The organism is Corynebacterium sp. UD i78 (assembly GCF_056280545.1).
This window is the reverse complement of sequence record NZ_JBWCED010000001.1, coordinates 2278023-2300637: the sequence shown is the minus strand read 5'-3', so window position 1 is coordinate 2300637 and position 22615 is coordinate 2278023. Positions and strand designations below refer to the sequence as shown.

At 68.1% G+C, this 22615-nt stretch carries 24 protein-coding genes; 17 read left to right on the top strand and 7 right to left on the bottom strand.

Annotated features, from left to right (window positions below):
- Positions 1-32: 32 nt before the first annotated feature.
- Positions 33-722, bottom strand: a complete 690-nt coding sequence (locus tag ACZ9GM_RS10815) for a hypothetical protein (RefSeq protein ID WP_476037818.1) — start codon at positions 720-722, stop codon at positions 33-35.
- A gap of 124 nt (positions 723-846) precedes the next feature.
- On the opposite strand from ACZ9GM_RS10815, the gene ACZ9GM_RS10810 reads away from it, so the two are divergent.
- From ACZ9GM_RS10810 to ACZ9GM_RS10775, 8 genes are all read left to right on the top strand, one after another.
- Positions 847-2334, top strand: a complete 1488-nt coding sequence (locus ACZ9GM_RS10810; protein WP_476037817.1) for a PepSY-associated TM helix domain-containing protein — start codon at positions 847-849, stop codon at positions 2332-2334.
- A gap of 71 nt (positions 2335-2405) precedes the next feature.
- Entirely contained in the window at positions 2406-2711 is a 306-nt protein-coding gene (locus tag ACZ9GM_RS10805) for an urease subunit gamma (protein ID WP_014011090.1), read from the top strand.
- Between the two features lie 9 nt (positions 2712-2720).
- The gene (locus tag ACZ9GM_RS10800) at positions 2721-3491 is read left to right on the top strand and encodes a hypothetical protein (protein WP_291474444.1); all 771 of its coding nucleotides are present in this window, start codon (positions 2721-2723) and stop codon (positions 3489-3491) included.
- A 14-nt stretch (positions 3492-3505) separates the two neighbouring features.
- Complete coding sequence (locus ACZ9GM_RS10795) at positions 3506-3910, top strand: urease subunit beta (RefSeq protein WP_291474443.1); 405 nt, start codon at positions 3506-3508, stop codon at positions 3908-3910.
- The gene (gene ureC / locus ACZ9GM_RS10790; RefSeq protein WP_291474442.1) at positions 3910-5637 is read left to right on the top strand and encodes an urease subunit alpha; all 1728 of its coding nucleotides are present in this window, start codon (positions 3910-3912) and stop codon (positions 5635-5637) included. The genes ACZ9GM_RS10795 and ureC overlap by 1 nt, the downstream gene beginning before the upstream one ends.
- A gap of 5 nt (positions 5638-5642) precedes the next feature.
- Positions 5643-6392, top strand: a complete 750-nt coding sequence (locus tag ACZ9GM_RS10785; RefSeq protein WP_476037816.1) for an urease accessory protein UreF — start codon at positions 5643-5645, stop codon at positions 6390-6392.
- A gap of 11 nt (positions 6393-6403) precedes the next feature.
- Positions 6404-7057, top strand: a complete 654-nt coding sequence (ureG, locus tag ACZ9GM_RS10780) for an urease accessory protein UreG (RefSeq protein ID WP_291474440.1) — start codon at positions 6404-6406, stop codon at positions 7055-7057.
- Positions 7054-8058 (top strand): urease accessory protein UreD, encoded by a 1005-nt coding sequence (locus ACZ9GM_RS10775; protein WP_476037815.1) that lies wholly within the window; start codon positions 7054-7056, stop codon positions 8056-8058. Before ureG ends, ACZ9GM_RS10775 begins: the two co-directional genes overlap by 4 nt.
- Before the next feature lie 76 nt (positions 8059-8134).
- Here ACZ9GM_RS10775 and ACZ9GM_RS10770 read toward each other — a convergent pair whose 3' ends face one another.
- Entirely contained in the window at positions 8135-8719 is a 585-nt protein-coding gene (locus ACZ9GM_RS10770; protein ID WP_476037814.1) for a PIN domain-containing protein, read from the bottom strand.
- Here ACZ9GM_RS10770 and ACZ9GM_RS10765 point away from each other — a divergent pair.
- The 4 genes from ACZ9GM_RS10765 to ACZ9GM_RS10750 all read left to right on the top strand — a co-directional run bounded on the left by ACZ9GM_RS10765 (position 8718) and on the right by ACZ9GM_RS10750 (position 12444).
- Entirely contained in the window at positions 8718-9047 is a 330-nt protein-coding gene (locus ACZ9GM_RS10765; RefSeq protein ID WP_476037813.1) for a hypothetical protein, read from the top strand. The two genes, ACZ9GM_RS10770 and ACZ9GM_RS10765, sit on opposite strands and share 2 nt — an antisense overlap.
- A 187-nt stretch (positions 9048-9234) precedes the next feature.
- A complete protein-coding gene (locus ACZ9GM_RS10760; protein ID WP_476037812.1) occupies positions 9235-10014 on the top strand; it encodes an NAD-dependent deacylase in 780 nt (259 codons plus the stop codon).
- A 225-nt stretch (positions 10015-10239) separates the two neighbouring features.
- Positions 10240-11964 carry a purine-cytosine permease family protein gene (locus tag ACZ9GM_RS10755; RefSeq protein ID WP_291474436.1) on the top strand — a complete coding sequence of 575 codons (1725 nt, stop codon included), beginning with the start codon at positions 10240-10242 and terminating at the stop codon, positions 11962-11964.
- A gap of 339 nt (positions 11965-12303) precedes the next feature.
- Positions 12304-12444 carry a hypothetical protein gene (locus tag ACZ9GM_RS10750; RefSeq protein WP_291474435.1) on the top strand — a complete coding sequence of 47 codons (141 nt, stop codon included), beginning with the start codon at positions 12304-12306 and terminating at the stop codon, positions 12442-12444.
- Positions 12445-12774: 330 nt separating this feature from the next.
- Here ACZ9GM_RS10750 and ACZ9GM_RS10745 read toward each other — a convergent pair whose 3' ends face one another.
- Complete coding sequence (locus tag ACZ9GM_RS10745; protein WP_291474434.1) at positions 12775-13353, bottom strand: gamma carbonic anhydrase family protein; 579 nt, start codon at positions 13351-13353, stop codon at positions 12775-12777.
- 59 nt (positions 13354-13412) lie between these two features.
- On the opposite strand from ACZ9GM_RS10745, the gene ACZ9GM_RS10740 reads away from it, so the two are divergent.
- The gene (locus ACZ9GM_RS10740) at positions 13413-13910 is read left to right on the top strand and encodes a flavodoxin family protein (RefSeq protein ID WP_476037811.1); all 498 of its coding nucleotides are present in this window, start codon (positions 13413-13415) and stop codon (positions 13908-13910) included.
- A 21-nt stretch (positions 13911-13931) separates the two neighbouring features.
- Here ACZ9GM_RS10740 and ACZ9GM_RS10735 read toward each other — a convergent pair whose 3' ends face one another.
- Positions 13932-14255: a hypothetical protein gene (locus ACZ9GM_RS10735; protein WP_291474432.1), complete on the bottom strand. Its 324-nt coding sequence runs from the start codon at positions 14253-14255 to the stop codon at positions 13932-13934.
- 143 nt (positions 14256-14398) lie between these two features.
- Between ACZ9GM_RS10735 and ACZ9GM_RS10730 the strand changes: the two genes are divergently transcribed.
- Genes ACZ9GM_RS10730 through ACZ9GM_RS10715 form a run of 4 tightly spaced genes read left to right on the top strand, consistent with a single transcriptional unit; the run spans position 14399 to position 17704 of the window.
- Positions 14399-15400 carry an NAD(P)H-dependent flavin oxidoreductase gene (locus ACZ9GM_RS10730; RefSeq protein WP_291474549.1) on the top strand — a complete coding sequence of 334 codons (1002 nt, stop codon included), beginning with the start codon at positions 14399-14401 and terminating at the stop codon, positions 15398-15400.
- Between the two features lie 53 nt (positions 15401-15453).
- A complete protein-coding gene (locus tag ACZ9GM_RS10725; RefSeq protein ID WP_291474431.1) occupies positions 15454-16143 on the top strand; it encodes a hypothetical protein in 690 nt (229 codons plus the stop codon).
- 45 nt (positions 16144-16188) lie between these two features.
- Positions 16189-17316, top strand: coding sequence for a VanZ family protein (locus ACZ9GM_RS10720; RefSeq protein ID WP_476037810.1), 1128 nt, complete (start codon positions 16189-16191; stop codon positions 17314-17316).
- Positions 17317-17326: 10 nt separating this feature from the next.
- Positions 17327-17704, top strand: coding sequence for a DUF488 domain-containing protein (locus tag ACZ9GM_RS10715; RefSeq protein WP_291474429.1), 378 nt, complete (start codon positions 17327-17329; stop codon positions 17702-17704).
- Between the two features lie 187 nt (positions 17705-17891).
- On the opposite strand, the gene xdhC is transcribed toward ACZ9GM_RS10715, so the two are convergent.
- Genes xdhC through ACZ9GM_RS10700 form a run of 3 tightly spaced genes read right to left on the bottom strand, consistent with a single transcriptional unit; the run spans position 17892 to position 22587 of the window.
- Entirely contained in the window at positions 17892-18713 is an 822-nt protein-coding gene (xdhC, locus tag ACZ9GM_RS10710) for a xanthine dehydrogenase accessory protein XdhC (RefSeq protein ID WP_476037809.1), read from the bottom strand.
- Entirely contained in the window at positions 18710-21112 is a 2403-nt protein-coding gene (xdhB, locus tag ACZ9GM_RS10705; RefSeq protein ID WP_476037808.1) for a xanthine dehydrogenase molybdopterin binding subunit, read from the bottom strand. Before xdhB ends, xdhC begins: the two co-directional genes overlap by 4 nt.
- A complete protein-coding gene (locus ACZ9GM_RS10700) occupies positions 21109-22587 on the bottom strand; it encodes a xanthine dehydrogenase small subunit (RefSeq protein WP_476037807.1) in 1479 nt (492 codons plus the stop codon). Before ACZ9GM_RS10700 ends, xdhB begins: the two co-directional genes overlap by 4 nt.
- Between the last annotated feature and the right edge of the window lie 28 nt (positions 22588-22615).

Below are 22615 nucleotides of genomic sequence, written 5' to 3'. Positions count from 1 at the left end.
ACCGCAGGGCGCCGACCCGCCGCCGACCGGCGTCACTCCTGGGAGGTGCCTTCCTGGGTGACGCCGGCGACCTGGACCTTGTCGTCGAGCTTCATGAAGAGAAGACTCATGACGTCGTCGCCGTTCTCGTCGGTGATGTATACGAGGCGGGAGGAACGCAGGGTGTCCTCGTCGATATCGGTGCGTTCCAGGGCCTCGTTCATGCCGTCAATGTCCTCGTCGGCGAGGTTGTCGACCTCGGCTTCGGCGGGCTCCTCGGTCCGGCCGACATCGACGCCGCGGGCGAAGTAGTCCTCGACCTCGGCTTTCCCGTCGTCGCTGAAGGACGCGATCTGCTCCTTCTCCTGCTGGTAGACGGCGTCCACCAGGTGGTCGCTGCCCCAGTCGAGGTAGTCGTCGACGGTCTCGACCTCGGTGAAGGACTCTGCGATGTCGTGCATGCGGTCCTCGTCACCGTCGTCGTCACCGCCGATGAGGAAGTAGGCGGCCACGACGGCGCAGATGACAACGACCGCGGCGATGACACCACCGATGATCAGGCCGGTCTTCTTCTTCGGTGAGGGCTGGTCGGACGGCTGCTGGCCCCACTGGGAGGGGTCCAGGCCCTGCCCCTGCTGCCACGCCTGGCCGGGCTGGCCCGGCTGCCCCTGCTGCGGGTCCTGCCCGTAGGGGTTCTGCGGATTCTGCGGTTCACCCCAGGAGTCTCCGGACTGATCAGACATGTCGTCTTCCTCTGTTGTCGTCGCTGTTTCCAGTGGACAACTATACGGAAGGCCCGTGCACCCCCGGACGGCCGGGGGAAGACCGCCGGGAACCGGGGACGCACCGGATCCGACTATCTCCATCGTGACGACGACCACCACGCACCCCTCCTCCGGGGCCGGCGACGACGCCCCGGCTCCGTCCGGACAAGCATCCGGCCGCTCTCCGCGTAACTCCCGCCAGACTTCACGCCTGCTGACCCGGCTGCACTTCTTCGCCGGGATCATCTGTGCCCCGTTGATCCTGGTCGCAGCGGTTACCGGCCTGTTCTACGCTGTCGCCCCGACGGTCGAGCAGGTCAACAACCATGACATGCTCACCGCCCCGGAACAGCACGGTGTCGTCGTGCCGGTCAGTGAACAGGTCGCCACTGCACAGGAGACGTACCCCGATCTCGCACTCGCCGGGATCCGGCTCGGGGACGCCGACGAGACCACCCGCGTCCTGTTCAACGATCCGGGCCTGCCGGAGTCCACGCTGCGGGTGGTCTTCGTCGACCCCTACACCGGTGAGATCACGGGCGACACCACCCAGTACGGCAGCTCTGCGGCACTCCCGTTCCGCCAGTGGATCTCAGACGGGCACCGGAATCTCTGGCTCGGCGAACCCGGCCGGCTCTACTCGGAGACCGCGGCGAGCTGGCTCGGCGTCCTCGCCGTCGGTGGGGTGGTGATCCTGTGGCGGCGCCAGCGTAAGAGTGACAACCGTGTGGCCGGCATGTTCCGCCGTGACGGGGCGGGGCGGACGCGGATGATGCGGCGTCACGGGGCCACCGGCACCGTCATCGCCGTCGGCCTGGTGTTTCTCACCGTCACGGGCCTGACCTGGTCCTCGGTGGCGGGCGCGAACATCACCGAGCTCAGGCAGAACCTGAGCTGGACCGAACCTGCGGTCTCCACCACGCTGACGGGCGCAGCCCGGTCAGACAGTTCTGACCACGCAGCCCGGTCAGACAGTTCTGACCACGCAGCACACGCAGGCCACGGCGGCCATGCCGGCCACAGCATGACATCTGCTACGGACACGGACACAGGCACCGACCCCGACGCGGTCGACCGGGTCGCCGCCACCGCACGCCGTGACCTGCGCACCCCGGTCACACTCACCCCGCCGACCGCCGAGGGAGAGGCGTGGCAGGCCGCCGAGAACCGTGCGTCCTGGCGCTTCACCACGGACGCCGTCGCCGTCGACGGGGCCACCGGCCGGGTCACGGACCGGCTGGATTCCACGGACTGGCCGCTGGCGGCGCAGGTCTCGGCCTGGCTGATCCAGTTGCACATGGGCACTCTGCTGGGACTGCCGAACCAGATCATCCTGGCACTGCTCGCCGCGGCGGTCATCGTGATGGTGGTCCGTGGCTACGCGATGTGGTGGATGCGGCGTCCTGCAAACGGTCTCGCCGCGCCGCCGCGCCGGGCAGCGTGGGGACGCCCCACCCCGGGCACCCTGCTCCTAGGCGCCGCACTGGTGGTCTACGGGTCCATCGCCCCGCTCTTCGGCATGACGTGTCTGGTCTTCCTGGCGCTGAGCACGGTGTGGGACACCGCGCGCCGCGTGTTTCGACGGCGTTAAACCCCGTCATCGGCGGCACACGGCGTCCTGCCCCGGCAGTACCGTAGGGGTACAACGACCGGAAGGACGCCATGGATCTCACTCCCCGGGAGCAGGAGAAACTCCTCCTGTTCACCGCCGCTGAAGTCTCCCGACGCCGCCTCGCCCGCGGCCTGGCACTCAACGTCCCGGAGGCGACCGCGCTGATCAGCGAGGCCGTCGTTGAGGCTGCCCGGGACGGACGCACCGTCGCCGAGGCGATGGAGATCGGCACACAGGTCCTCGGCCCCGACCAGGTGCAGGAAGGCGTGCGTGACCTGCTCAGCCTCATCCAGGTCGAGGCGACGTTCCCCGATGGCACCAAGCTGGTCAGCGTCCACGACCCGATCGGGCAGTAGGGGAGAGGCATGAGCATCACCGTCCTCTACGCCGGCGCCGAGGCACCGACCCCGGACACACTGGCCGCAGTCACCGGAACCCCGGTCGTCACCGGCCCCCGTGCACTCGCCCCCTACCTGGAGCAGGCCCGCCAGCAGGAGCAGCCGCTGGTCGTCATCCCCGCCGGGACCGACCGCGACCTCACCTCGGTCACCCAGGCCGCGCAGGCCCTGCAGTGGGCGCAACGCTCCGGGACCGAGGTCATTCTCGGTCCCTCGCTGGTGGACGCCACCCGCGCCATCGCCGAGATGCGGCGTCACCTGCGTGCCGTCGGGTCACTGCAGGGGAAGGACGCCGTGCTCTTCGTCGCGAGGACCGTCGACCCCTTCGCAGACGCCGAGCTGCTGCGTCGGGTGCGCCTGGCCCGTCAGTTCTCCGAGGACCTCGAGGTCGAGGTCGCCTTCGAGGGTTCCTGGCCGACCCCGGACAAGGCCCGCGAGCGGCTGGGACTTCTCGGTGCCCGCGATATCGTCGAGATCCGGGTGGACCTGGCGCTCGGGAAGGACGCCGGTACGGCAGCACCACTGTTCCGGGCGTCCGCCCTGGCCACCGCGGTGGAACGGACGACGCACACGGCAGTGCATCTGGCCCACGACCACCATGACGACGGCATTGCCGCCGGCCTGCTCGCCGACCACGCCACCGGGTTCGCCCACTCCCACGGCGACGAAAACCGTTCGCACAGCCACCCGCACCCGCATTCCCACGGCCACTCGCACGGCCACAGTCACCACCACTAGGCAGGAGAACCACCATGTCCGGATCCGCCGCCGGCTACGGCACCGCACCGGGTGCCGGGCCGACCATCGAGCTCAACCCGGGGCGTCGTACCACCACACTGCGGGTGTCCAACACCGGCGACCGTGCCGTCCAGGTCGGTTCCCACTACCACTTCTTCGAGGTCAACCCCGCACTCTCCTTCAACCGGGAGGACGCCTGGGGCATGCACCTGTCCATCCCCTCCGGGCTGGCCGTGCGCTTCGAGCCCGGCGACACCCGCGAGGTCGACCTGGTGGACTTCGGCGGACGCCGCGTCCTCCACGGCTTCGCGGGGCTGACCGAGGGCGCGCTCGACGACCCGGCCGTGAAGGCCGCCGCGTGCGAGAAACTCCCCGACTTCCTGGCCAGCAATGACGCACTCCCGGAGGAGCTGAACTGATGAGTTCGATCGACCGACACCGCTACCAGGAGATCTACGGACCCACCACCGGGGACACCGTCCGACTGGCGGACACCGACCTCACCGTCCGCATCACCCACGACTTCCTCGCGGACGCCTACGGCGACGAGTCCGTCTACGGCGGCGGTAAGGCCGTGCGTGACGGCATGGCCCAGGACCCGACCGCCACAGCGGCGACCGGCGCGCTCGACACCGTCATCACCGGCGTCATCGTGCTCGATGCCGTGGCGGGGGTGGTCAAGGGCGATGTCGGTATCCGGGACGGACGCATCGTGAAGATCGGCAAGGCCGGCAACCCGAACGCGCAGGACGGTGTGGACCCCGAGCTGGTCATCGGCCCGGGCACCGAGGTCATCGCCGGTGAGCACCGCGTCCTCACGGCCGGCGGTGTGGACTCCCACATCCACTACATCACCCCGCAGCAGGCCGAACACGGTCTCGCCGGCGGCATCACCACCTTCTTCGGAGGTGGCACCGGACCGGCCGAGGGCACGCTCGGCACGACCTGCACCCCGGGGTCGAACGGTGTGCAGTTCATGCTGCGTGCCGCCGAGGGCATGCCGGTGAACACCGGCTTCCTCGGCAAGGGCTCCGGAGCACTGCCCGAGGCGCTGGCCGAGCAGATCGTCGGCGGTGCCGCGGGCCTGAAGATCCACGAGGACTGGGGTGCGACCCCGGCGAACATCCGCAACGCCATGGACGTCTGCGACGAGTATGACGTGCAGCTCGCGATCCACACCGACACCCTCAACGAGGGCGGCTTCTTCGAGTCCACGGCCCGGGCCTTCGGCGGACGCACCGTCCACACCTTCCACTCCGAGGGCGCCGGCGGCGGCCACGCCCCGGATATCCTGCGGGTCTCCGGGATGGCGAATGTGCTGCCGGCGTCAACCAACCCGACGCTGCCGTACACGGTGAACTCGGTGGAGGAACTGCTGGACATGGTGATGGTCTGCCACCACCTGTCCCACGACATCCCCGAGGATGTCGCCTTCGCTGACTCGCGGGTGCGCGCCGAGACCATCGCCGCGGAGACGGTCTTCCACGATCTGGGCCTGATCAGTATCTTCAGTTCCGACTCCCAGGCGATGGGTCGCGTCGGGGAGTCCTGGCAGCGCGCCTTCCAGACCGCGCACCACTGCAAGGTGGAACTCGGTGAACTGGAGGAGGACAAGGGTCACGGCGACGACAACGAGCGTGTCCTGCGCTACGTCGCGAAGATCACGTGCAACCCGGCGATCGCGCAGGGTATCGGTGAGCATGTCGGCAGTATCGGGCCCGGCAAGCTCGCCGACCTGGTGCTCTGGCCGGTGGAGACCTTCGGGGCGAAACCTCGGCTGGTGCTGCGTCAGGGACGCATCGCGTATGCCCAGATGGGCGACCCGAACGCCTCGCTCGCCACCCCGCAGCCGGTCTACTACCGCGACATGTTCGCCAACTACGGCACCGCGCTGCAGGCCACCCGGGTCACCTTCATGAGCCAGGCGGCGATCGACGCCGGCGTCCCCGAACAGCTGGGCCTGACTTCGACAGTCCTGCCGGTGCGGAACACCCGGAGCATCGGTAAGAAGGACATGGTCCGCAACGACCGTACCGCCGACATCCGCGTCGACCCGGACACCTACGAGGTCAGCGTCGACGGCGTTCACGCGACCATCGCCCCGGCGGAGTCCCTGCCGCTGGCGCAGAAGTTCTTCCTGTTCTGAGTGCTGTGACGTCTCCGATGCTTCCGTTCCTGCAGGCCATGACCTACGCCGATTCGGCGTACCCGTCGGGCCGCTACACCCTGTCCCACGGACTCGAGGGGCTTGTGCAGGCGCACCGCGTGACCGGGGCGGACGCCGTGCAGCGCGTCCTCATCGACCATCTGCGGCACACCGCCGCACCCGGCGACGGTGTGGCGACCGCGGCCGCCGCGATGCCGGGCGCAGTGGATCTGGACACGCTGATCACCATCGACCACGAACTCCCGGCGACGAAGGTCACCGGTGAGCTGCGTCGGGCATCCACCCGGGTCGGACGCCAGATGCTGCAGGTCACCACCGATGTCGAGACCCGGCTGGGGCAGGTTCAACCGGAACCCCTGGCGTCCTTTGCGTCCGCGGTGGCCGCGAAGGAAACCCCCGGTAACCAGGCCGTCGTCGCCGGACTCATCCACGCCTCCCACGGGCTCGCCCCGGCCGAGGCCGTCGCCACGGAACTCACCGGGCTCGCCGTGGGGTGGGCCGGTGCGGCGCTGCGACTGCGGCAGTTCGACCACGTCGACGCCCAGGTCATCATCACCGCCGCCCACCCGGTGATCGCCGAACTGGCCCGGCAGTGCGTGGCTGTGGCGTCCGATCTACTGAACCCGGAGTCCCCCACCTACGGCCGGTGGCGCCTGCTCGGCCGCGCCAGTCCCGGCTCCGACCTCGCCTCCGCCGCGCACGAGACCGCCCCCGCCCGCCTGTTCATGAGTTAGAAAGGACCACCATGACCACTCCTTCACCCTCCGCCGCCCCTGATTCCGTCACCGGCTCCGGCTCCCCGCTGCGCATCGGCATCGGCGGTCCCGTCGGTTCCGGCAAGACCGCCCTCATCGAGGCACTCGTGCCTCTGTTCGTCGATGCCGGACGCCAGGTCGGCGTCATCACCAACGACATCTACACCCAGGAGGACGCCCTCCACGTCCGCCGTGAACTCGACGGCATCATCGATCCGGAGCGCATCGTCGGCGTGGAGACCGGGTCCTGCCCGCACACCGCCGTGCGCGATGACCCGACGATGAACCTCATGGCCGCCGCGGACCTCATCGACGAGCATCCGGAGATCGACACCGTGTTCTTCGAGTCCGGCGGCGACAACCTGACCCTCACGTTCTCCCCGGCACTGGTGGATGTCTTCGTCTTCGTGCTGGACACCGCCGAGGGACAGAAGATGCCTAAGAAGCGGGGGCCGGGCATCACCGAGTCCGACATCCTCGTCATCAACAAGACCGACATCGCGCAGTATGTGCGCTGTGACCTCGACATCATGAACACCGACGCCATCGCGGTGCGCGACGGCAGGCCGGTCGTGCTCACCGACTGCCTGGCAGGAAAGGGTATCGCCGAGCTTGCGGCAGCGCTGGAGGGGTACCGGGCGTGAGCTCTGCCCGTCTCGATCCGGTGGCGCTCACGCCGCCGGTGCCGTGGGAGTTCGCGTTTTTCCTCGGGGACGCTGCCACCGACGGTGTGCAGCCGGTGGGACGCCCCGGCAAGGTCGGCGTCCTCGATCTGACACTGGGTGTGGATGCTGCGTCCGAGATGCAGAAAACCGGTGTGACCTCGCGGTACGTCAAGGCGCCGATGCAGTTCACCCGGCCGCTGTACGTCGATCCCGCCGATCCCGGCGAGGCGTTCGTCTACGTCCGGTCGACCGGAGGCGGGCTGGCGCAGAACGACCGGATCCGGCAGCGGATCACACTCGGTGACGGAGCACGGGCGACGGTCACCACTCCGGCGGGTACGCCGGTGCACCGGATGAACGCCGGGCTCGCCACACAGTGGATCAGCCTGACGGTGGGGGAGGACGCGGTGTGCGAGTACCTGCCCGGGCAGAACACCCTCTTCGCCGGAGCGCGGTTACTGCAGGTCACGGATGTTTCCCTGGCTCATTCCGCGACGCTGCTCGCCGCGGACGTGATCCTCACGGGACGCCTGGCCCGTGGGGAGCGGGACCTCTTCGATGCCCTGGGCCAGTGCTGGCGGGTCGAGCGGGGTGGACGGCCGCTGCTCTCGGATTCGTTGTGTGTGGTCGGTGCAGGGGCGGGCAGGTCGGAAATGCTGCTGTCGCGGTGGCCGGTGTGGGGGACGGTGCTCATCGTGCCGCCGGCCGGCGCTGCGGGGCCCACCGGTTCCACTGGTTCGGCCGGCGTGTCCGTGAAGGAGTTGCTGGCCTCCGTCCGGAATCTGCTGGTGGAGCGGTGTGCGGCATCCTCTCCTGATGACCTCACCGCCGCAGCGTCCACCATGGTCAACGACGCCGGAATCACCGTCCGTGTGGCGGGGGAGGACCCGGTCGCGGTGCGGGCGACCGTGGATGCGGTGCACGACCAGGCCCGCCGTGCCCTGCTGGGGCGGCCCGCCGTGGACCTGCGCCGGATGTGAGTTGAACCGGGGGTCCGGGGCGGGGCGTGGCGGCGTTGTCGGCATGTACGGTGGGTCTACTGCTCCCAGGGATTGATCAGGAGATGCCGCTCGATGAGAAATCCCGGGTATTGCGGGTCGCCACGGTAAGGCCATGGACAACGGCCGTTGCAGCGATGAGTGCGTCTCTCTCCGGGGCTGGGTCCGGGACGTGGAGTGAGGCTGCCCGGACGGCGGCATCGGTATCGATATCGGGAGTCCGTGAGGCGAAGATGTCCATCACCTCGTCCTCGAGCCAGTTCCGGAGGCTGCGGCCTTGGATGGTGTCGCGACGTTCGTCCCGGCGTACTCCCGGCTCAAGCTCGATGATCGTGATGACGCTGAGGTAGAGGTCGGTCGGACGCTGTGCTGCGATCCGGCGTCGGACCGAAGGATCAGCGCGGAGCGCTTGGCGGAGCTCACGTGCTGGTTGAATGCGCGGGAGGACGCGGGAGGACGCGGGAGGACGCGGGAGGACATTGTCGTCATGGTCTCCACCTCCTGTATGTAGGAACGGTGCTGCATCGAAGTATGCGGCCGAGACGACCAACATGGTCCGTCGCTGGCGACGCTGGGAGGAACTCTCCCCGGCGGATCCGGTCGGTGTGTCCCGGCAGACCATCGGGAACGGAGAAGTGACCATGAGCTACGGGGACACCTACATCCGCCGTGTGGAGGATTCTGTCGATGACGAGTATCAGGAACGGATTCTGTCCCGGGCAGAGACGGTGGGGATGCGGTACATGTACTGGTCGCTCCTGGTCACGGTGGCTGTACTTGTGTGGGTTCTGTCCGAGGACTATGTCCTGTGCAGCCTGATTCCGGAGATCACCGTGCTCGTCGTTGTCATGGCGGTCTGGATTGGGGGTGTCATCCTCCGGGGAGGCGACTCCCTGTCGTCTGGCGCAGAGACAAGCGGCGTGGTGCCGGGGCTCATCACTGGTGCCGTCCTCGGGATCCCTGCGGTGTGAGGCACAATGAGGCGCATGCGGGCTGCTGACGAGCGTCGCCTGGACGCTGAACCGGAGGACTGGGGATCAGGGTGTCGGCATCGTGGGACCGCAGGATGGAAAACCGCCGCGAGACCATCCTGCGATCCCGAGACGTCGACGTGTCCGGGGTGCCGTTGACTGTGCCCGGGTAACTACCCTCGGGGGCATGACTTCTGTCGCGATCCCCACCGACCTGCAGGACGCCGCGCGCTCCGCCCGCCGTGTCGAAGTCTTCACCGGCGCCGGCATGAGCGCGGACTCCGGCCTCGACACCTTCCGGGACGCCACCACCGGTCTGTGGAGCAGTGTCGACGCCCAGGCGATGGCCACTCTCGACTCCTGGCGACGCGACCCCGACCCCATGTGGGCCTGGTACCTGTGGCGGGCCGCCCGGGCACGGGACGCCGTCCCCAGTCCCGGTCATCTCGCCATCGCCCGCTGGCAGGACGCCCCGGTCGGCGACGGTGACGGGAACGCACACCTTCACGTCACCACCCAGAACATCGACGACCTGCACGAACGCGCCGGCTCCACGGATGTCTCCCACCTCCACGGCAGCCTTCTGGCCTTCCGCTGCTCGGTGTGCGACCGCCCCGCGCCGGAGCCGGAGCTGCCGACATGGTCCGTGGAACGGCTGACCCCTCCGGAGTGTTCGGAGTGCGGTGGCCCGGTGCGTCCCGGTGTGGTGTGGTTCGGTGAGTCCCTGCCGGAGCAGGACTTCGCGGACGCCGAAGCCTCGATGTTCGGCTGCGATCTGGTCGTCATCGTCGGTACCAGTGGCGTCGTCTTCCCGGCGGCGGGCCTGCCGGAGCTGGCGGTCCGACGCGGCGTCCCCGTCGTGGAGATCAGTCCGGCAGCCACCGACCTCACACCGCTGTCCACCTGGTCACTGCGGACCACTGCCGCGTCCGGCCTGCCGGCATTGGTGGACGCCGCGCTAGGATGAGACGAAATCTGCGAGCAGGAATCCGCCGAGACGGCGTTGAGCACGGATTCCTGCCCGGATATTTCGACAGATCAGACTTGCCGGGTTCCGACCGTCCTGACCAGCGGCGTCCCACGCCATCTCACGTGCCCGTAACCTGGGGCGCCAGGTGAACGACGCTTACACCCATGACCGAAACATATACGGTCACGCGCATGAAATACAGCGCCCATAGCGTTGCCCGACATGACACCTCCAGTGGACACGCTCCAGCAGACCGCCACCACGGCACCGGCCACGCAGGCGGGTGCGCCCGGTTCCGGTACGTCCCCAGCCTCCGCCGTCGACCACGCCGCTCCCGTCGGTACCGAAGACTTCTCGCTGCGCTTCGCCCCGCGCCATTATCGTAGGTGGACGCCGGCCGCCGTCGCCGCCAGTGCCCTCGGCGGCATCGCCTACCTCGCCGACTTCTCCATCGGCGCGACCATCGGTGTCGAGCACGGCACCGTCAACGCCATCGGTGGTGTCCTTATCGCGGCGGTACTCATCTTCGTCTCGAGCTTCCCGCTGGCCTACTACGCCGCCCGCTACAACGTCGATCTCGACCTCATCACCCGCGGCTCCGGCTTCGGTTACAAGGGATCGATCATCACGAACCTCATCTTCGTGTCCTTCACCTTCATCCTCTTCGCCACAGAAGGTGCGATCATGGCGCAGGGCCTGAAGGTCGGCCTGGACATCCCGCTGTGGATCGGCTACGCCGTGAGCTCGCTGATGATCATCCCGCTGGTCATCTACGGTATGAAGCTGCTGTCGAAACTGCACTCGTGGACCAATCCGCTGTGGTTGGTCATGATGTTCGTCCCCCTGGTCGTGCTCATCATCCAGGAACCGGGCTCGGTCGGCACTTTCCTCGACTACACCGGTGAGGACGACAAATCCGTCTCCTTCGCCGCGATGATGCTCGCCGCCGGCGTCTGTCTCTCCCTGACCGCCCAGATCGCCGAGAACATCGACTACCTGCGCTTCATGCCGCCGAAGACCGCCGCCAACCGGAAGTCCTGGTGGGCCGCGGTGATCTGCGGTGGACCGGGCTGGGTCGTCCTCGGTGCGACCAAGCAGATCATCGGCATCTTCCTCGCGGTCTACATGATCTCCGTGCTGGGCCAGGGTACCGACATCGCCGTCGAACCGGTGAACCAGTTCATGAGTGAGTACCGCGAGATGATGCCGGGCTGGCTCGCAACCACTCTCGCCGTGATCCTCGTGGTCATCTCCCAGATCAAGATCAACACCACCAACGCCTACTGCGGCTCCCTGGCCTGGACGAACATCTACTCACGCTCGTTCAAGAAGTACCCCGGTCGTGTGTGGTTCGTGGTCTTCAACGTGGGTATCTCCCTGGCGCTGATGGAGTTCAACATGTTCAGTGTCCTGAGCTTCGTGCTGAGCTTCTACTCGAACCTCGCCATCGCCTGGATCTTCACCGTTGCCGCGGACATCGTCATCAACAAGTACCTGCTCGGCCTGTCTCCGAAAGTGCCGGAGTTCCGCCGCGGCATGCTCTATGACTGGAACCCGGTCGGCATCACCTCGGTGATCCTGTCCGGCGGCATCTCCGTGGCCATGTTCTTCGGCGCCTTCGGTGACGGCATCTCCGCCTTCTCCCCGCTGTTCGCCGCCGGCATCGCCGTGATCGTCACTCCGCTGGCCGCGGTCGTCACGAAGGGCCGCTACTACCTGCGCCGCGTGGACGACGGTATCGACCTGCCGATGTTCGACGCCGACGGCAACCCGGTCGACGACCGCCTGACCTGTGCGATCACCGGTGAGTCCTGTGAGCGACCGGACATGGTCGCCTCGCCCGTTCCTGACGAGCACGGGAGGACGCAGTACGTGTCGTCGCTGGCGCTCACGCTGGACGCGACGGGTCAGCATGTCCTTCCGGCCGATCCGCCGGATGGCCGGTGAGCCTCTCCGGGGGCGGGTGCTGCGTAGCGAACTGACCTGATACCGCTACGGAGCGGGGGGAGGGAGACAGGTGCAGGGGGGTTCTGCAATTCCGCAGCGTGAGACGTGAGTGGAAGCGATTTAGGCAAGCCCACCCTTCATTAGACGGGGGTAGTAATCAGTTTTCTGAGGTATGCCTACCTTTGTTCAGGTGCTAGATTCTCGCTGTGAAAGATCACATCTTCCCGGCGGGCTCTTCCCGTAGAAACTGAGATCCTGCAGAGGGTCGCGGTAACTGGTTCAGGCGGCAACTTCGACGCTGTCGGAGCTCCGGGGAACACTTCATCGAAAGGTACCCCCATGATCGACAGTTCTGCTGAGCTCATCAAGGATGTCCTCTACGCCGTCGGCGGTCTCATCCGCAACATCATCATCTCCCTCGGTGAGGGTCTGACCGCGGTTGTCGGTTCGGCCGGCGACGGGGCTCCCTCCGCAGAGTAAATACGGTGGTCAGACAAAGCTCTGGCCACGCTTGACCACTCAGAATCAACTCCTGCGCGGGCACTCCGTCAGGACTCTCCGAAAGGACACACCATGGGTTCCATCCTCGGTTCCGGCGTCGACATCATCCAGGATCTCGGCCTCTTCGTCTTCCGCATCCTCGACGCTGTCGGGAACTTCCTGGGCGTCGACATCGGCAAGGCGCCGCACTGATCGACCACACTCGCCCGGTCTCAGGGCATGGCATGAGACACTGAAAAGGTCCACACTTCGTTGTGCGGACCTTTTCCTATTTCCTTCTGTTGATCACTCCTGGAGACTCTTCAATCCTCAGTTGAACCGCACTTCGTCGAGACTCAGTGCGTCATCCGGTAGCGACTGTGCCTTCGCCAGGTCGATGTATCCGGCGGCGTGGGTGATGAGGTGCTCCCTCTCTTCGGCGGACAGCTCCCGACGCACCTTCGCCGGCAGCCCGGCGGCCAGCGAGCCGTCCGGGACCTCCTGGTCCTCCAGGACGACGGCACCACCGCCGATGATGCAGCCGGCGCCGATGACCGAGCGGCTCAGCAGTGAGGACTGCATGCCGACCAGCGTGCCGTCGCCGACGGTGCAGGCGTGGACGAGTGCCTGGTGACCGACGGTGACGTCCTCACCGATGACGGTCGGGCTGTCCTCCTCGGTGTGGATGACGGAGTTGTCCTGGATATTGGACCGCGCGCCGATCCGGATCGTCCCGACATCGGCGCGGACCACCACGCCGTAGAAGACGGAGGCGTCCTCGGCGATCTCCACGTCACCGACGATCACCGCATTCGGGGCGATGTAGGCGGAGGAGTGGATGCGTGGGGCCTTCCCGTTGAACGGGAGGATCAGGGGGCCGTTGGTGCGGGGTGACTGGAATCTACTCATATTCCGAGACTAACTACTTTTCTGGGGGCGGTGTGCACGATGACGGGCATGATGGGGGTATGCCCTATCTACTCGTCGTCCACCACAGCCCCACCGACAAGCTCCGCGCCATCACCGACACCGTGCGCCACGCCGCAGAGGGGGCCGCTGCCGAGGTCAACAGCACCCTGCCCGAGGAACTCCAGCTGGAGGTCCGGGAACGCAACGCCCTGGAACCGGACACCGCCGAACTGCTCGGGGCGTCCGCCCTGCTTTTCGGGACCACCGCCAACTTCGGGTACATCTCCGGTGCACTGAAGCACTACTTCGACTCGACCTATATGGAGGTGACGAACGATGAGAGCTACACCGCGCACAACGTCCCCGCCGGGTACTGGATCCGTGGTGGCTACGACACCACCGGCGCACAAAAGGCGATGACCGCCATCACCACCGGCTACGGGTGGGATACGGCGGTCGATCCGGTGTGCTTCACAGGGGACCCGGAACCGCACACCGCAGAGTTGCGGGAGCTGGCGGAGAACACCGTCGGCGCCTGGTACACCGCGGTGGCCTGACGGCCCTGACGAGGGACCTGACTACTTCTTGGCGTCCGACAGGAAGTGCGCCGCACCGGCGGCGACGGCGGTGACTGTGATGACGGACGGCCAGGCACCCATCTTCTTGGCGAGCGGGTGGGAGACGCCGAAGGCGCCGAGGAAGGTGCCGGTCAGGCCGACCGCCACCGGGGCGCCACCCTTGGCGATCCAGGTGCGGTTCGCCCAGCCCAGGGCGGCGATCATCGGGACGGTGCCCAGCGGGCGGATGCCGGTCTCCCGGGCGGTCACCCAGCCGCCGATGAGGCCCAGGGCCACGAGGGGAGCGGTGCTGACGTCTTTCGCGTTCTTCACGGTCATGTCCATGGGAGCATACAGTACGCGGTGAACCTGCCTCTGTAGACTGCGGGACACACGACCGAAAACTGACGACAGTTTCCGAATGAGAACTCCGGAAGGGGAGGCCACCTGTGGTCTACCGCGACGGCTACCAGCAGCCCGACCAGCACATGAACGCGAGCACGTCCGACGCCCTCGGCGGACGCCTGACCAGACTCTGGGGGATTGACCTTCCACTGGTCGGAGCCCCCATGGCGGGAAGGGCAGGAGGACGCCTCGCTGCCGCGGTCAGCGCCGCCGGCGGGCTCGGCATGATCGGGGTCGGCGCACGTACCTCCGCGGAGTGGATCGCCACGGAGGCGGAGGTCGCGGGGACAGGCGGAAGCTTCGGGATCGGCCTGATGATCTGGGCGATCGATGCGCAGGCGGCGGAGAACAACGGCGTCTCCGCCCAGTTCGAGGCGGCACTGGCGGCCAACCCGACCGTGCTCTCCCTCGGCTTCGGTGACCCCGGCCCCTGGGTGCCCGCCGCCCATGCCGCAGGGATCAGCGTCGTGGCCCCGGTCAACGACATGCTGCAGGTCCGTCAGGCACTGGCGGCCGATGTCGACGTCCTCTGCGTCCAGGGCACCGACGGCGGTGGGCATACCGGACGCCTCGGCACCATGCCGTTGATGCAGGAGATCCTCGACTACCTCGCCGTCCAGGCGCCTGGCGTCCCGGTGGTCGTCGCCGGCGGTATCGCCACCGGGCGCGGGGTCGCCGCCGTTCTCGCGGCCGGGGCGGACGGGGCGTGGATCGGTACCGCGTTGCTGGCGTCCCCGGAATCCCAGGGTTCGGAGGAGCTCAAGGCGGCCGCCGTGAAGGCGGGCAGTGGTACGACTGTCCTCACCGGTGTCTACGACCGGGCCGAACAACAGGACTGGGACATCGCCCGGTGGCCCACACGCACGGTGCGCAACGCCTTCGTCGACCGCTACAACAGTGACCCCACCGTCACCGACGAGGAACTGATCGCCGCGCGCGCGTCCGGTGGGGAGTTCGCCGAGGAGCTGAAACTGCACGCCGGGCAGTCCGTCGGCCTGGTCCGCCAACAGGCTCCGGCAGGTGAGGTGGTGCGCGTCATCGCCGAGGAGACCGCGCGGCTGCTGGGGAGATTCCGGACCGCGTGATCGCCGTGTGACCGTGGCTCACCCCCGGGTGGAAGCGTAGCCTCGGAGACATCATGTCTTCACCACGCGAGTCCTGCATGGGTGTCGACCTCACGGTCACCCCATGGCTCTATCCGGGACGCTGGCCCACCCGGTCCGGCACCCTGACCTCGGAAGGCTGGTTCCCCGGGGACCTCGCCCTCGCCGAAGTCGGCCTCGACGGCGGACGGCGCCCGGTCGTCGCCGTCGGATCAAATGCCTCGCCGGGGGTGATGCAGGTCAAGCTGCGGGAACACGGCGTCTCACAGACGGTCCCGTTCGTCCGGGCCTGCGTCCGCGATGTCAGGACCGCCTTCACCGCCCACGTCAGCCCACGCGGCTACATCGCCGCCGCACCGGTCCGCCAGGCCGGCGCCGAGACCTCGATGTGGGTCAGTTTCCTCGATGACGACCAGCTCGCCGTCATCGACGGCACCGAGGAACCGAACTACACCCGTGAGCACATCTCCGACCCGGTGATGCTGTTCACCGGCGAAGTCCTCGACGGCTACGACGTCTACCGCAGCGCCTGGGGCCTCATCCCGGAGCTCCCGTTCGCCCGCCGCCAGCACGCGGTGCTGACCCACCTGCGCTCCCGGTGCATGGTGCCCTCCCTTCCCGAGGGGGACGCAGAGACCGTCGTCCGCGCGATGTGGACCGACCGTGACCTGGCCGACCGGGTCTCCGACGAACTGCACGCGCTGGCCGTGGTTGACGGGTACTGAACGGGTCGCTGACCCGGTGCCGTGCCGCCGGTACACTGCGTCCCGATGGAAAATGATGTCATCTCCGGGGCCGTCGCGGTGGCCGTCGGCCTCGCGCTGGCCGTCGTCCTGTTCGTCCCCTTCGTCTGGCTCAACTACCGCCGGGACGGTCGGCTGACCGTCTCGCGCACCCTGCTCTGGGTGGGATTCCTCGTCTACGCCATGGCGCTGTGGACCTACACGCTGCTGCCGCTGCCGGACCCCACGGACATCGTGTGCCGGGGAGCGCAGACCAGGCCGCTGCAGTTCGTCGACGACATCCGTGCCTACAACACCTCATCGACCCGCGCGCTGCTCACCAATCCGGCGGTGCTGCAGGTCGCGCTCAACGTCGTCTTCTTCGTCCCGCTGGGGCTGTTCCTGCGCCTGCTGTGGGGACGCGGAATCCTGTGGTCGGCGGTGGCAGGATTCGCCGTCTCCCTGTTCATCGAGACGACGCAGTACACCGGCGTGTGGGGGATCTACTCCTGTGCCTACCGCTTCTTCGACGTCGATGACCTGCTGGCGAACACCTCCGGCGCCGTCATCGGCGCAGTGCTGGCCGCTGTCGTCGCCTGGCTGCACGGCCGGCTGGTCCGCCGCTCCGGGGCTGATTCGGGGGAGGACGCGACCTCCGGCGATACCGGCGTCCCGACAGTGGGCGAGCAGGTCAGTCGCAGGCGTCGGACCGTCGGCGCAGCGTGCGACCTCCTGGTCGTTGCACTGCTGACCTTCGGCTCCGCGGCGATGGTGAACATCTGGCAGATCGTGGTGGACGGCAGGAACGTCGATACCGTGGACGCGAACCTCACCGAGCAGGTCAGCCTCCTCGTTCCCCTGGTGGTTTCCGCGCTGGTGGTGCTGGTCACCGGGCGGACCATCGGTGACCATGCGGTCGAGATCAGGTTCGGGCCGGTGGCAGGACGCCGCAGTCTGCCGGCGTGGATGCGGCGCGTCCTGCGGTTCCTGGCCGGTATCGGCGGACTGCAACTGCTGGGATTGGCCGCTCCGGCCGATCTGCTCTTCCTGCTGGTCGGGGTAGCTGCGGTGCTCTTCAGCCGGGAACGTGGCGGCCTGCCGGGGCTGCTCAGCGGGACCCGGCCGGTGAGCACCTTCGCACCGGACACCCCTGAGGAGTCCCTGACCCGGGCGTAGCCTCGGAAGCATGGGAACACTGAGTATCGCCCGCGCCTACGACGTGAGGGACGAGGGCGCCGGGGACGCCGCGACCTTCCTCGTGGACCGGTTGTGGCCGCGCGGCGTGAAGAAGACCGATCTGCCGCTGACCGGCTGGCCGAAGGAGCTCACCCCTTCGGCGGAGCTGCGCAGGGAGTTCCACGCCGATGCCCTGAATTGGGAGCAGTTCGGGGACGCGTACCGGGCTGAACTCGATGAGCGGTACAGGGACGGGGAACTGGACGATGCCCTCACCCAGCTCAAGGACGCCTTGGCTGAGGGCGACGTTCTCCTGCTCTTCGCCGGTAAGGACACCGACCACACCCACGCGAAGGTTCTGGAGAGCTGGCTGGCAGAGCAGCTGTAGGCCAGCTGCAACTCCTGTCACGCGTACACGATCGTCACGTTTTCGGCCTCTGTGTTGTACCGAATCCCTGGATCCGTGACGATTGTGTACGCCGTGTACGCCGTGTACGCCGTGTACGCCATGTACGCCATGTACGCCACTGCCCCACGAATCACCGTCGCAGAACGCAGAGCACTGACTGGTCCGGCTACAGGCGCCGGAGCAGCTGGGCGGAGACACTCACCGCGATGGTCGCGGGGTGGCGTCCTCCGAGGTCAGGAAGGCCGATCGGGCAGGTGATCCGGTCGATCTCGTCCGGGCTGAATCCGGCGTCCGCCAGCTTCTTCCGGAACCGTGTCCACTTCACCGAGGATCCGATCATGCCGACCGGCCCGAGGTCGTCGGTCTCACGCAGGCGCGTCAACAGTGCCTCGCACAGGTGCAGGTCCTCGCCGTGGTCGTGGGTCATCACCAGCACGTGCGTGCCCGCCGGCAGGTCCTCGACCACCGATTCGGGGAGCATCGAGTGCACCGTGTGCACCGTCGCCGGACAGACTGACGCTGCGGCGGCGACTTCGTCGGCGACCGCTTGGACCCGGTCGGGTCGGGAATCGCAGAACCAGAGCTCGGCGTCCTGCCGCGACAGGATCCGGGCCAGCTCCAGGCCGACGTGGCCACAGCCGAAGACGGCAACGGTCGGCACCACCGGCAGATGCTCGAGCAGCACGGTCACCTCTCCGCCGCAGCACTGGCGGCCGTGGTCGTAGGGGACACGGTCATTGAGTGCGAAGTCGAGGAACTCCGGGTCGGCCGTCTCGCCTGCCGAGGCAGCAGCGAGGATCTCGCGCGCACGGTCGACAGCCCCTGCCTCCAGGTTGCCGCCGCCGACGGATCCGAGGACCTCGGACGCGGTGACGAGCATCTTGGCCCCGGCCTCCCGGGGTGCGTGGCCGCGCCGGGCGACCAGCGTCACCAGTACCGACGGGATCCGGCGGGCGCGCAGGTCCGCGGCGTCCGCGATCCAGCTCATGACGGGACCGCAGCCGAATCAGCGGAAGTGGCCCGCACCTGCTCCACCGCCCAGTACACCGCTTCGGGCGTGGCCGGGGAGGGCAGATCAACGACGACGTTCCCGCCGGTACCGCCGGACCCGAATGCCGCGACGGCCTGGCGCAGCGCCTCACGCACCGAGAACGCCAGCATGAACGGCGGCTCGCCGACGGCTTTCGAGCCGTACACCGCGCCCTCCTCGTGCGCCTTGTCCAGCAGTTCCACGTGGAACTCCGGAGGCAGCTCCGACAGTGAGGGGATCTTGTAGGTGGACGCCCCGGCCGTGGTGAGGCGTCCGGACCCGCGGTCGCCGTCATGGTTGCCGTCATCCCAGCGCAGGTCCTCCAGCGTCAGCCAGCCCGTGCCCTGGATGAACCCGCCCTCGATCTGGCCGAGGTCGATCAGCGGGGACAGGGAGTCTCCGACATCGTGGACGATGTCCACCCGGCGCAGTTCATAGGAGCCGTCGAACCGGCTGACCTCGACCTCCGCGGCGGCGACACCGTAGGCGAAGTACTTGAACGGCTCGCCCTGCATCACCGACGCGTCCCAGTGCAGGCCCTCGGTGCGGTAGAACCCGGACGCCGAGAGCTGCACCCGCTGGAAGTACGCGGTGTTCACGAGGTCTTCCCAGGTCAGTGATCCGTCGGTGCCGAGTGCGGTGACGATACCGCGCGAAAACCGCACATCCGCCGGCGGTACACCGAGACGGGACGCCGCGACGACCCGCAACCGGTCGATGATCTGCTCACAGGCGTCCTTCACCGCCCCGCCGTTGAGATCCGAGCCGGAACTCGCCGCCGTCGCCGAAGTGTTCGGCACCTTGTCGGTCCGGGTCGGCGCCAGGCGCACCGTCGACAGCGGCACACCGAGAGTCGTCGCCGCGACCTGCATCATCTTCGTGTGCAGGCCCTGCCCCATCTCTGTACCGCCGTGGTTGATGAGCACGGAGCCGTCCTTGTAGACCAGCACCAGCGCACCACCCTGGTTGAAGGCGGTGAGGTTGAAGGAGATGCCGAACTTCACCGGCGTCATCGCCAGGGCACGCCGCCGGTCGGGGTGCGTGGCGTTGAACATCTCGATCTCCGTCTCGCGGCGCTCCACCTCGGCATGGTCGATGACCTGGGACCAGGCGGCGTCCAACCGGTCGGGGTGACGCACCGGCATGTCGTAGGGGGTGCGCTGGTCCCCGGAGTAGAAGTTGCGCCGCCGGATCTCGCGGGCGGGGATGCCCAGGGTCTGGGCGATGCGTCCGAGGATGTCCTCGATGACGATCATGCCCTGCGGCCCGCCGAACCCGCGGAAGGCGGTCTGCGAGGTGCGGTGACACTGCGCGATCCGCCCGTGCACGGCGATGTCGGGGATCCAGTAGGCGTTGTCGACGTGGCACATTGCCCGGGCCAGCACCGGTTCGGACAGGTCCAGTGACCATCCTCCGTCGGCGGTGAGTGTGACGTCCAGGGCGGTGAGCAGGCCCTCGTCGGTGTACCCGACGGTCCAGGCGGAGTGGAAGCCGTGGCGCTTGCCGGTCATCGTCATGTCCTGGGTACGGGTCAGCCGCACCCGCACCGGGCGTCCGGTGAGCGTGGCGCCGATCGCAGCGACGGCGGCGTAGCCGTGCGGCTGCATCTCCTTGCCGCCGAAGCCACCGCCCATCCGCAGTGACTGCACGGTGATCTCGTGCGCGGGGACGCCGAGGACATGGCTGACGATGTCCTGGGTCTCACTCGGGTGCTGGGTGGAGCACTGGATGAACACCTGCCCGGCCTCGTCGATCTGCGCGATGGACGCCTGGGTCTCCAGGTAGAAATGCTCCTGGCCGGAGAACTCGAAGGTGCCGGACATGGTGTTCTGCCCGGGGTCGGTCGCCGCGGTCGCCAGGGCGGAGGCGGCGTCCCCACGCAACATGGTCGGCTGTGCGCCGTGGAAACTCTCCCGGATGATCGCGTCGGTGAGAGTCAGTACGGCGGGCAGCTCCTCGTAGTCGACCTCGACTGCCGTGGCACCGAGTCGGGCGGCCTCGAGGGTCTCGCCGAGGACCCAGCACACGGCATGGCCGACGAACATGACCTCTCCGCCGTCGGCGTCGGGGAACAGCGGTTCATCGTGCTTCGTGCCGGCGTCGTTCACCCCGGGCACATCGGCCGAGGTGAGGACGCGCACCACGCCGGGGATCGCGTAGGCGGCGTCCACCCGCAGATCGAGGACGCGGGCATGGGCGTGCGGCGACTGCACCGGATACGCGTGGAGGATGCCGGGATAGCGGTTGACCAGGTCATCAGTGTACAGGGCAGTGCCGGTGACGTGCCCGGCGGCGGACTCGTGGGCATGGGATTCGCCGACCACCGGGTCGGCGGGACGCTGCGACAGCCGGCTCATCGGACTGCCTCCACTGACTGGCCGGCCGACGGGGACTCGGCGAAGAAGCGTTCCAGTGACGTCCCGAGCATCGCCGAACGGTACGCGGAACTGGCACGGTGGTCCGACATCGGGGTGCCCTCGGCGCGCAGCACCGCGGCGGCCGCGGCGACCGTCTCCGCGGTCCACGGGCTGCCTTCCAGCAGTTTCTCGGTGGCGTAGGCGCGCAGCGGGGTCGCGGCGACACCGCCCAACCCGATCCGGGCCTTGGTCACCATACCGTCGGTGACCGTGACCGCGTAGCCGACGGCGACCGAGGAGATGTCGTCGAAACGACGTTTCGCGATCTTGTGGAACGCCGTCAGGGGAGCCAGCGGTGTCGGGATCCGGATCGCGGCGATGAGCTCGTCAGCCCGGCGCACCGACTGCCGGTAACCGGTGAAGTAGTCCGTGAGCGGCACCTCCCGTTCGCCGTCGGCGGAGGCGAGCACCAGAGACGCCTCCAGGGCGAGCAACGCCGGGGGAGTGTCGCCGATGGGGGACCCGGTACCGAGGTTGCCGCCGAGTGTGGCGCTGTTGCGGATCAGGCGCGACGCGAACTGCGGCAGCAGCTTCCCGAGCAGCGGCACGGCGTGGCCCACCGACCGCTCGATCTCGGTGAGGGTCTGTGCCGCGCCGATCTCCAGGTGGTCGTCGGCCCAGGTGATGCCGCGCAGCTCCGGCAGCCGGTCCACGGCCAGCACGTTCTCCGGACGGTCACCGCGGATGTTCACGAGGACGCCGTGGTCGGTGGACCCGGCGACGACGGTCGCCCCCGGCTCGTCGCGGAGTATCCGGACCGCCTCGTCCAGGCAGGCCGGACGCCGGAAGCGGGCACTGGCGCCCGTCGGCGTGACCGAGGTCAGGTCCGTGTGAGCCGGCGCCGGGGCCGGCCGGTCGCGTCGGGCGGCGACGGGATCGACGGGTACGGCGGCGTGGTGTGCGGCGCCCATGTCCGGTGCGGTGTCCGGGGTGCCGAGCGCGAGTGCAGCGTCCCGGATGGGGCGGTAGCCGGTGCAGCGGCACAGGTTGCCGGACAGGGAGTGCAGGTCGAAGGGTCGTTCAGACTCCGGGCGGTAGTACTCGGCGGCCATCGAGCAGATGAAGCCGGGCGTGCAGTAACCGCACTGTGAACCGCCGGCGCGGGCCATCTCCTCCTGCACCGGGTGCAGGTCGGTGGTGGTTCCCAGTCCTTCGGCGGTGATGATCTCCTGGCCGTCGAGGGCGGCCGCGGGGATCAGGCAGGCGTTCACCGGCACCCAGCGGGTGTGCTCGCCGGTGGTGGAACCGGGGCGGCCGTCGGGTCGGGCGACCATGACGGCGCAGGCACCGCACTCGCCTTCGGCGCAGCCCTCCTTGCAGCCGGTGAGGCCGTGGTCGCGCAGGGTGTCCAGGGCGTTGGTGTGAACGGTGCTGCCGGTGGGGCCGGTGCCGGTGACGTCTGTCCGGAGAGTCACTCCGTTGACGGTCAGCGTCGCGGTATGT

Bases quoted from the DNA above. Each gene is read 5' to 3' on its own strand.
- ACZ9GM_RS10815 (WP_476037818.1), bottom strand. From the start codon at position 722: ATGTCTGATCAGTCCGGAGACTCCTGGGGTGAACCGCAGAATCCGCAG.
- ACZ9GM_RS10805 (WP_014011090.1), top strand. From the start codon at position 2,406: ATGGATCTCACTCCCCGGGAGCAGGAGAAACTCCTCCTGTTCACCGCC.
- ACZ9GM_RS10800 (WP_291474444.1), top strand. From the start codon at position 2,721: ATGAGCATCACCGTCCTCTACGCCGGCGCCGAGGCACCGACCCCGGAC.
- ACZ9GM_RS10795 (WP_291474443.1), top strand. From the start codon at position 3,506: ATGTCCGGATCCGCCGCCGGCTACGGCACCGCACCGGGTGCCGGGCCG.
- ureC (WP_291474442.1), top strand. From the start codon at position 3,910: ATGAGTTCGATCGACCGACACCGCTACCAGGAGATCTACGGACCCACC.
- ureG (WP_291474440.1), top strand. From the start codon at position 6,404: ATGACCACTCCTTCACCCTCCGCCGCCCCTGATTCCGTCACCGGCTCC.
- ACZ9GM_RS10765 (WP_476037813.1), top strand. From the start codon at position 8,718: ATGAGCTACGGGGACACCTACATCCGCCGTGTGGAGGATTCTGTCGAT.
- ACZ9GM_RS10770 (WP_476037814.1), bottom strand. From the start codon at position 8,719: ATGGTCACTTCTCCGTTCCCGATGGTCTGCCGGGACACACCGACCGGA.
- ACZ9GM_RS10760 (WP_476037812.1), top strand. From the start codon at position 9,235: ATGACTTCTGTCGCGATCCCCACCGACCTGCAGGACGCCGCGCGCTCC.
- ACZ9GM_RS10755 (WP_291474436.1), top strand. From the start codon at position 10,240: ATGACACCTCCAGTGGACACGCTCCAGCAGACCGCCACCACGGCACCG.
- ACZ9GM_RS10750 (WP_291474435.1), top strand. From the start codon at position 12,304: ATGATCGACAGTTCTGCTGAGCTCATCAAGGATGTCCTCTACGCCGTC.
- ACZ9GM_RS10745 (WP_291474434.1), bottom strand. From the start codon at position 13,353: ATGAGTAGATTCCAGTCACCCCGCACCAACGGCCCCCTGATCCTCCCG.
- ACZ9GM_RS10740 (WP_476037811.1), top strand. From the start codon at position 13,413: ATGCCCTATCTACTCGTCGTCCACCACAGCCCCACCGACAAGCTCCGC.
- ACZ9GM_RS10735 (WP_291474432.1), bottom strand. From the start codon at position 14,255: ATGGACATGACCGTGAAGAACGCGAAAGACGTCAGCACCGCTCCCCTC.
- ACZ9GM_RS10730 (WP_291474549.1), top strand. From the start codon at position 14,399: ATGAACGCGAGCACGTCCGACGCCCTCGGCGGACGCCTGACCAGACTC.
- ACZ9GM_RS10725 (WP_291474431.1), top strand. From the start codon at position 15,454: ATGTCTTCACCACGCGAGTCCTGCATGGGTGTCGACCTCACGGTCACC.
- ACZ9GM_RS10720 (WP_476037810.1), top strand. From the start codon at position 16,189: ATGGAAAATGATGTCATCTCCGGGGCCGTCGCGGTGGCCGTCGGCCTC.
- ACZ9GM_RS10715 (WP_291474429.1), top strand. From the start codon at position 17,327: ATGGGAACACTGAGTATCGCCCGCGCCTACGACGTGAGGGACGAGGGC.
- xdhC (WP_476037809.1), bottom strand. From the start codon at position 18,713: ATGAGCTGGATCGCGGACGCCGCGGACCTGCGCGCCCGCCGGATCCCG.
- xdhB (WP_476037808.1), bottom strand. From the start codon at position 21,112: ATGAGCCGGCTGTCGCAGCGTCCCGCCGACCCGGTGGTCGGCGAATCC.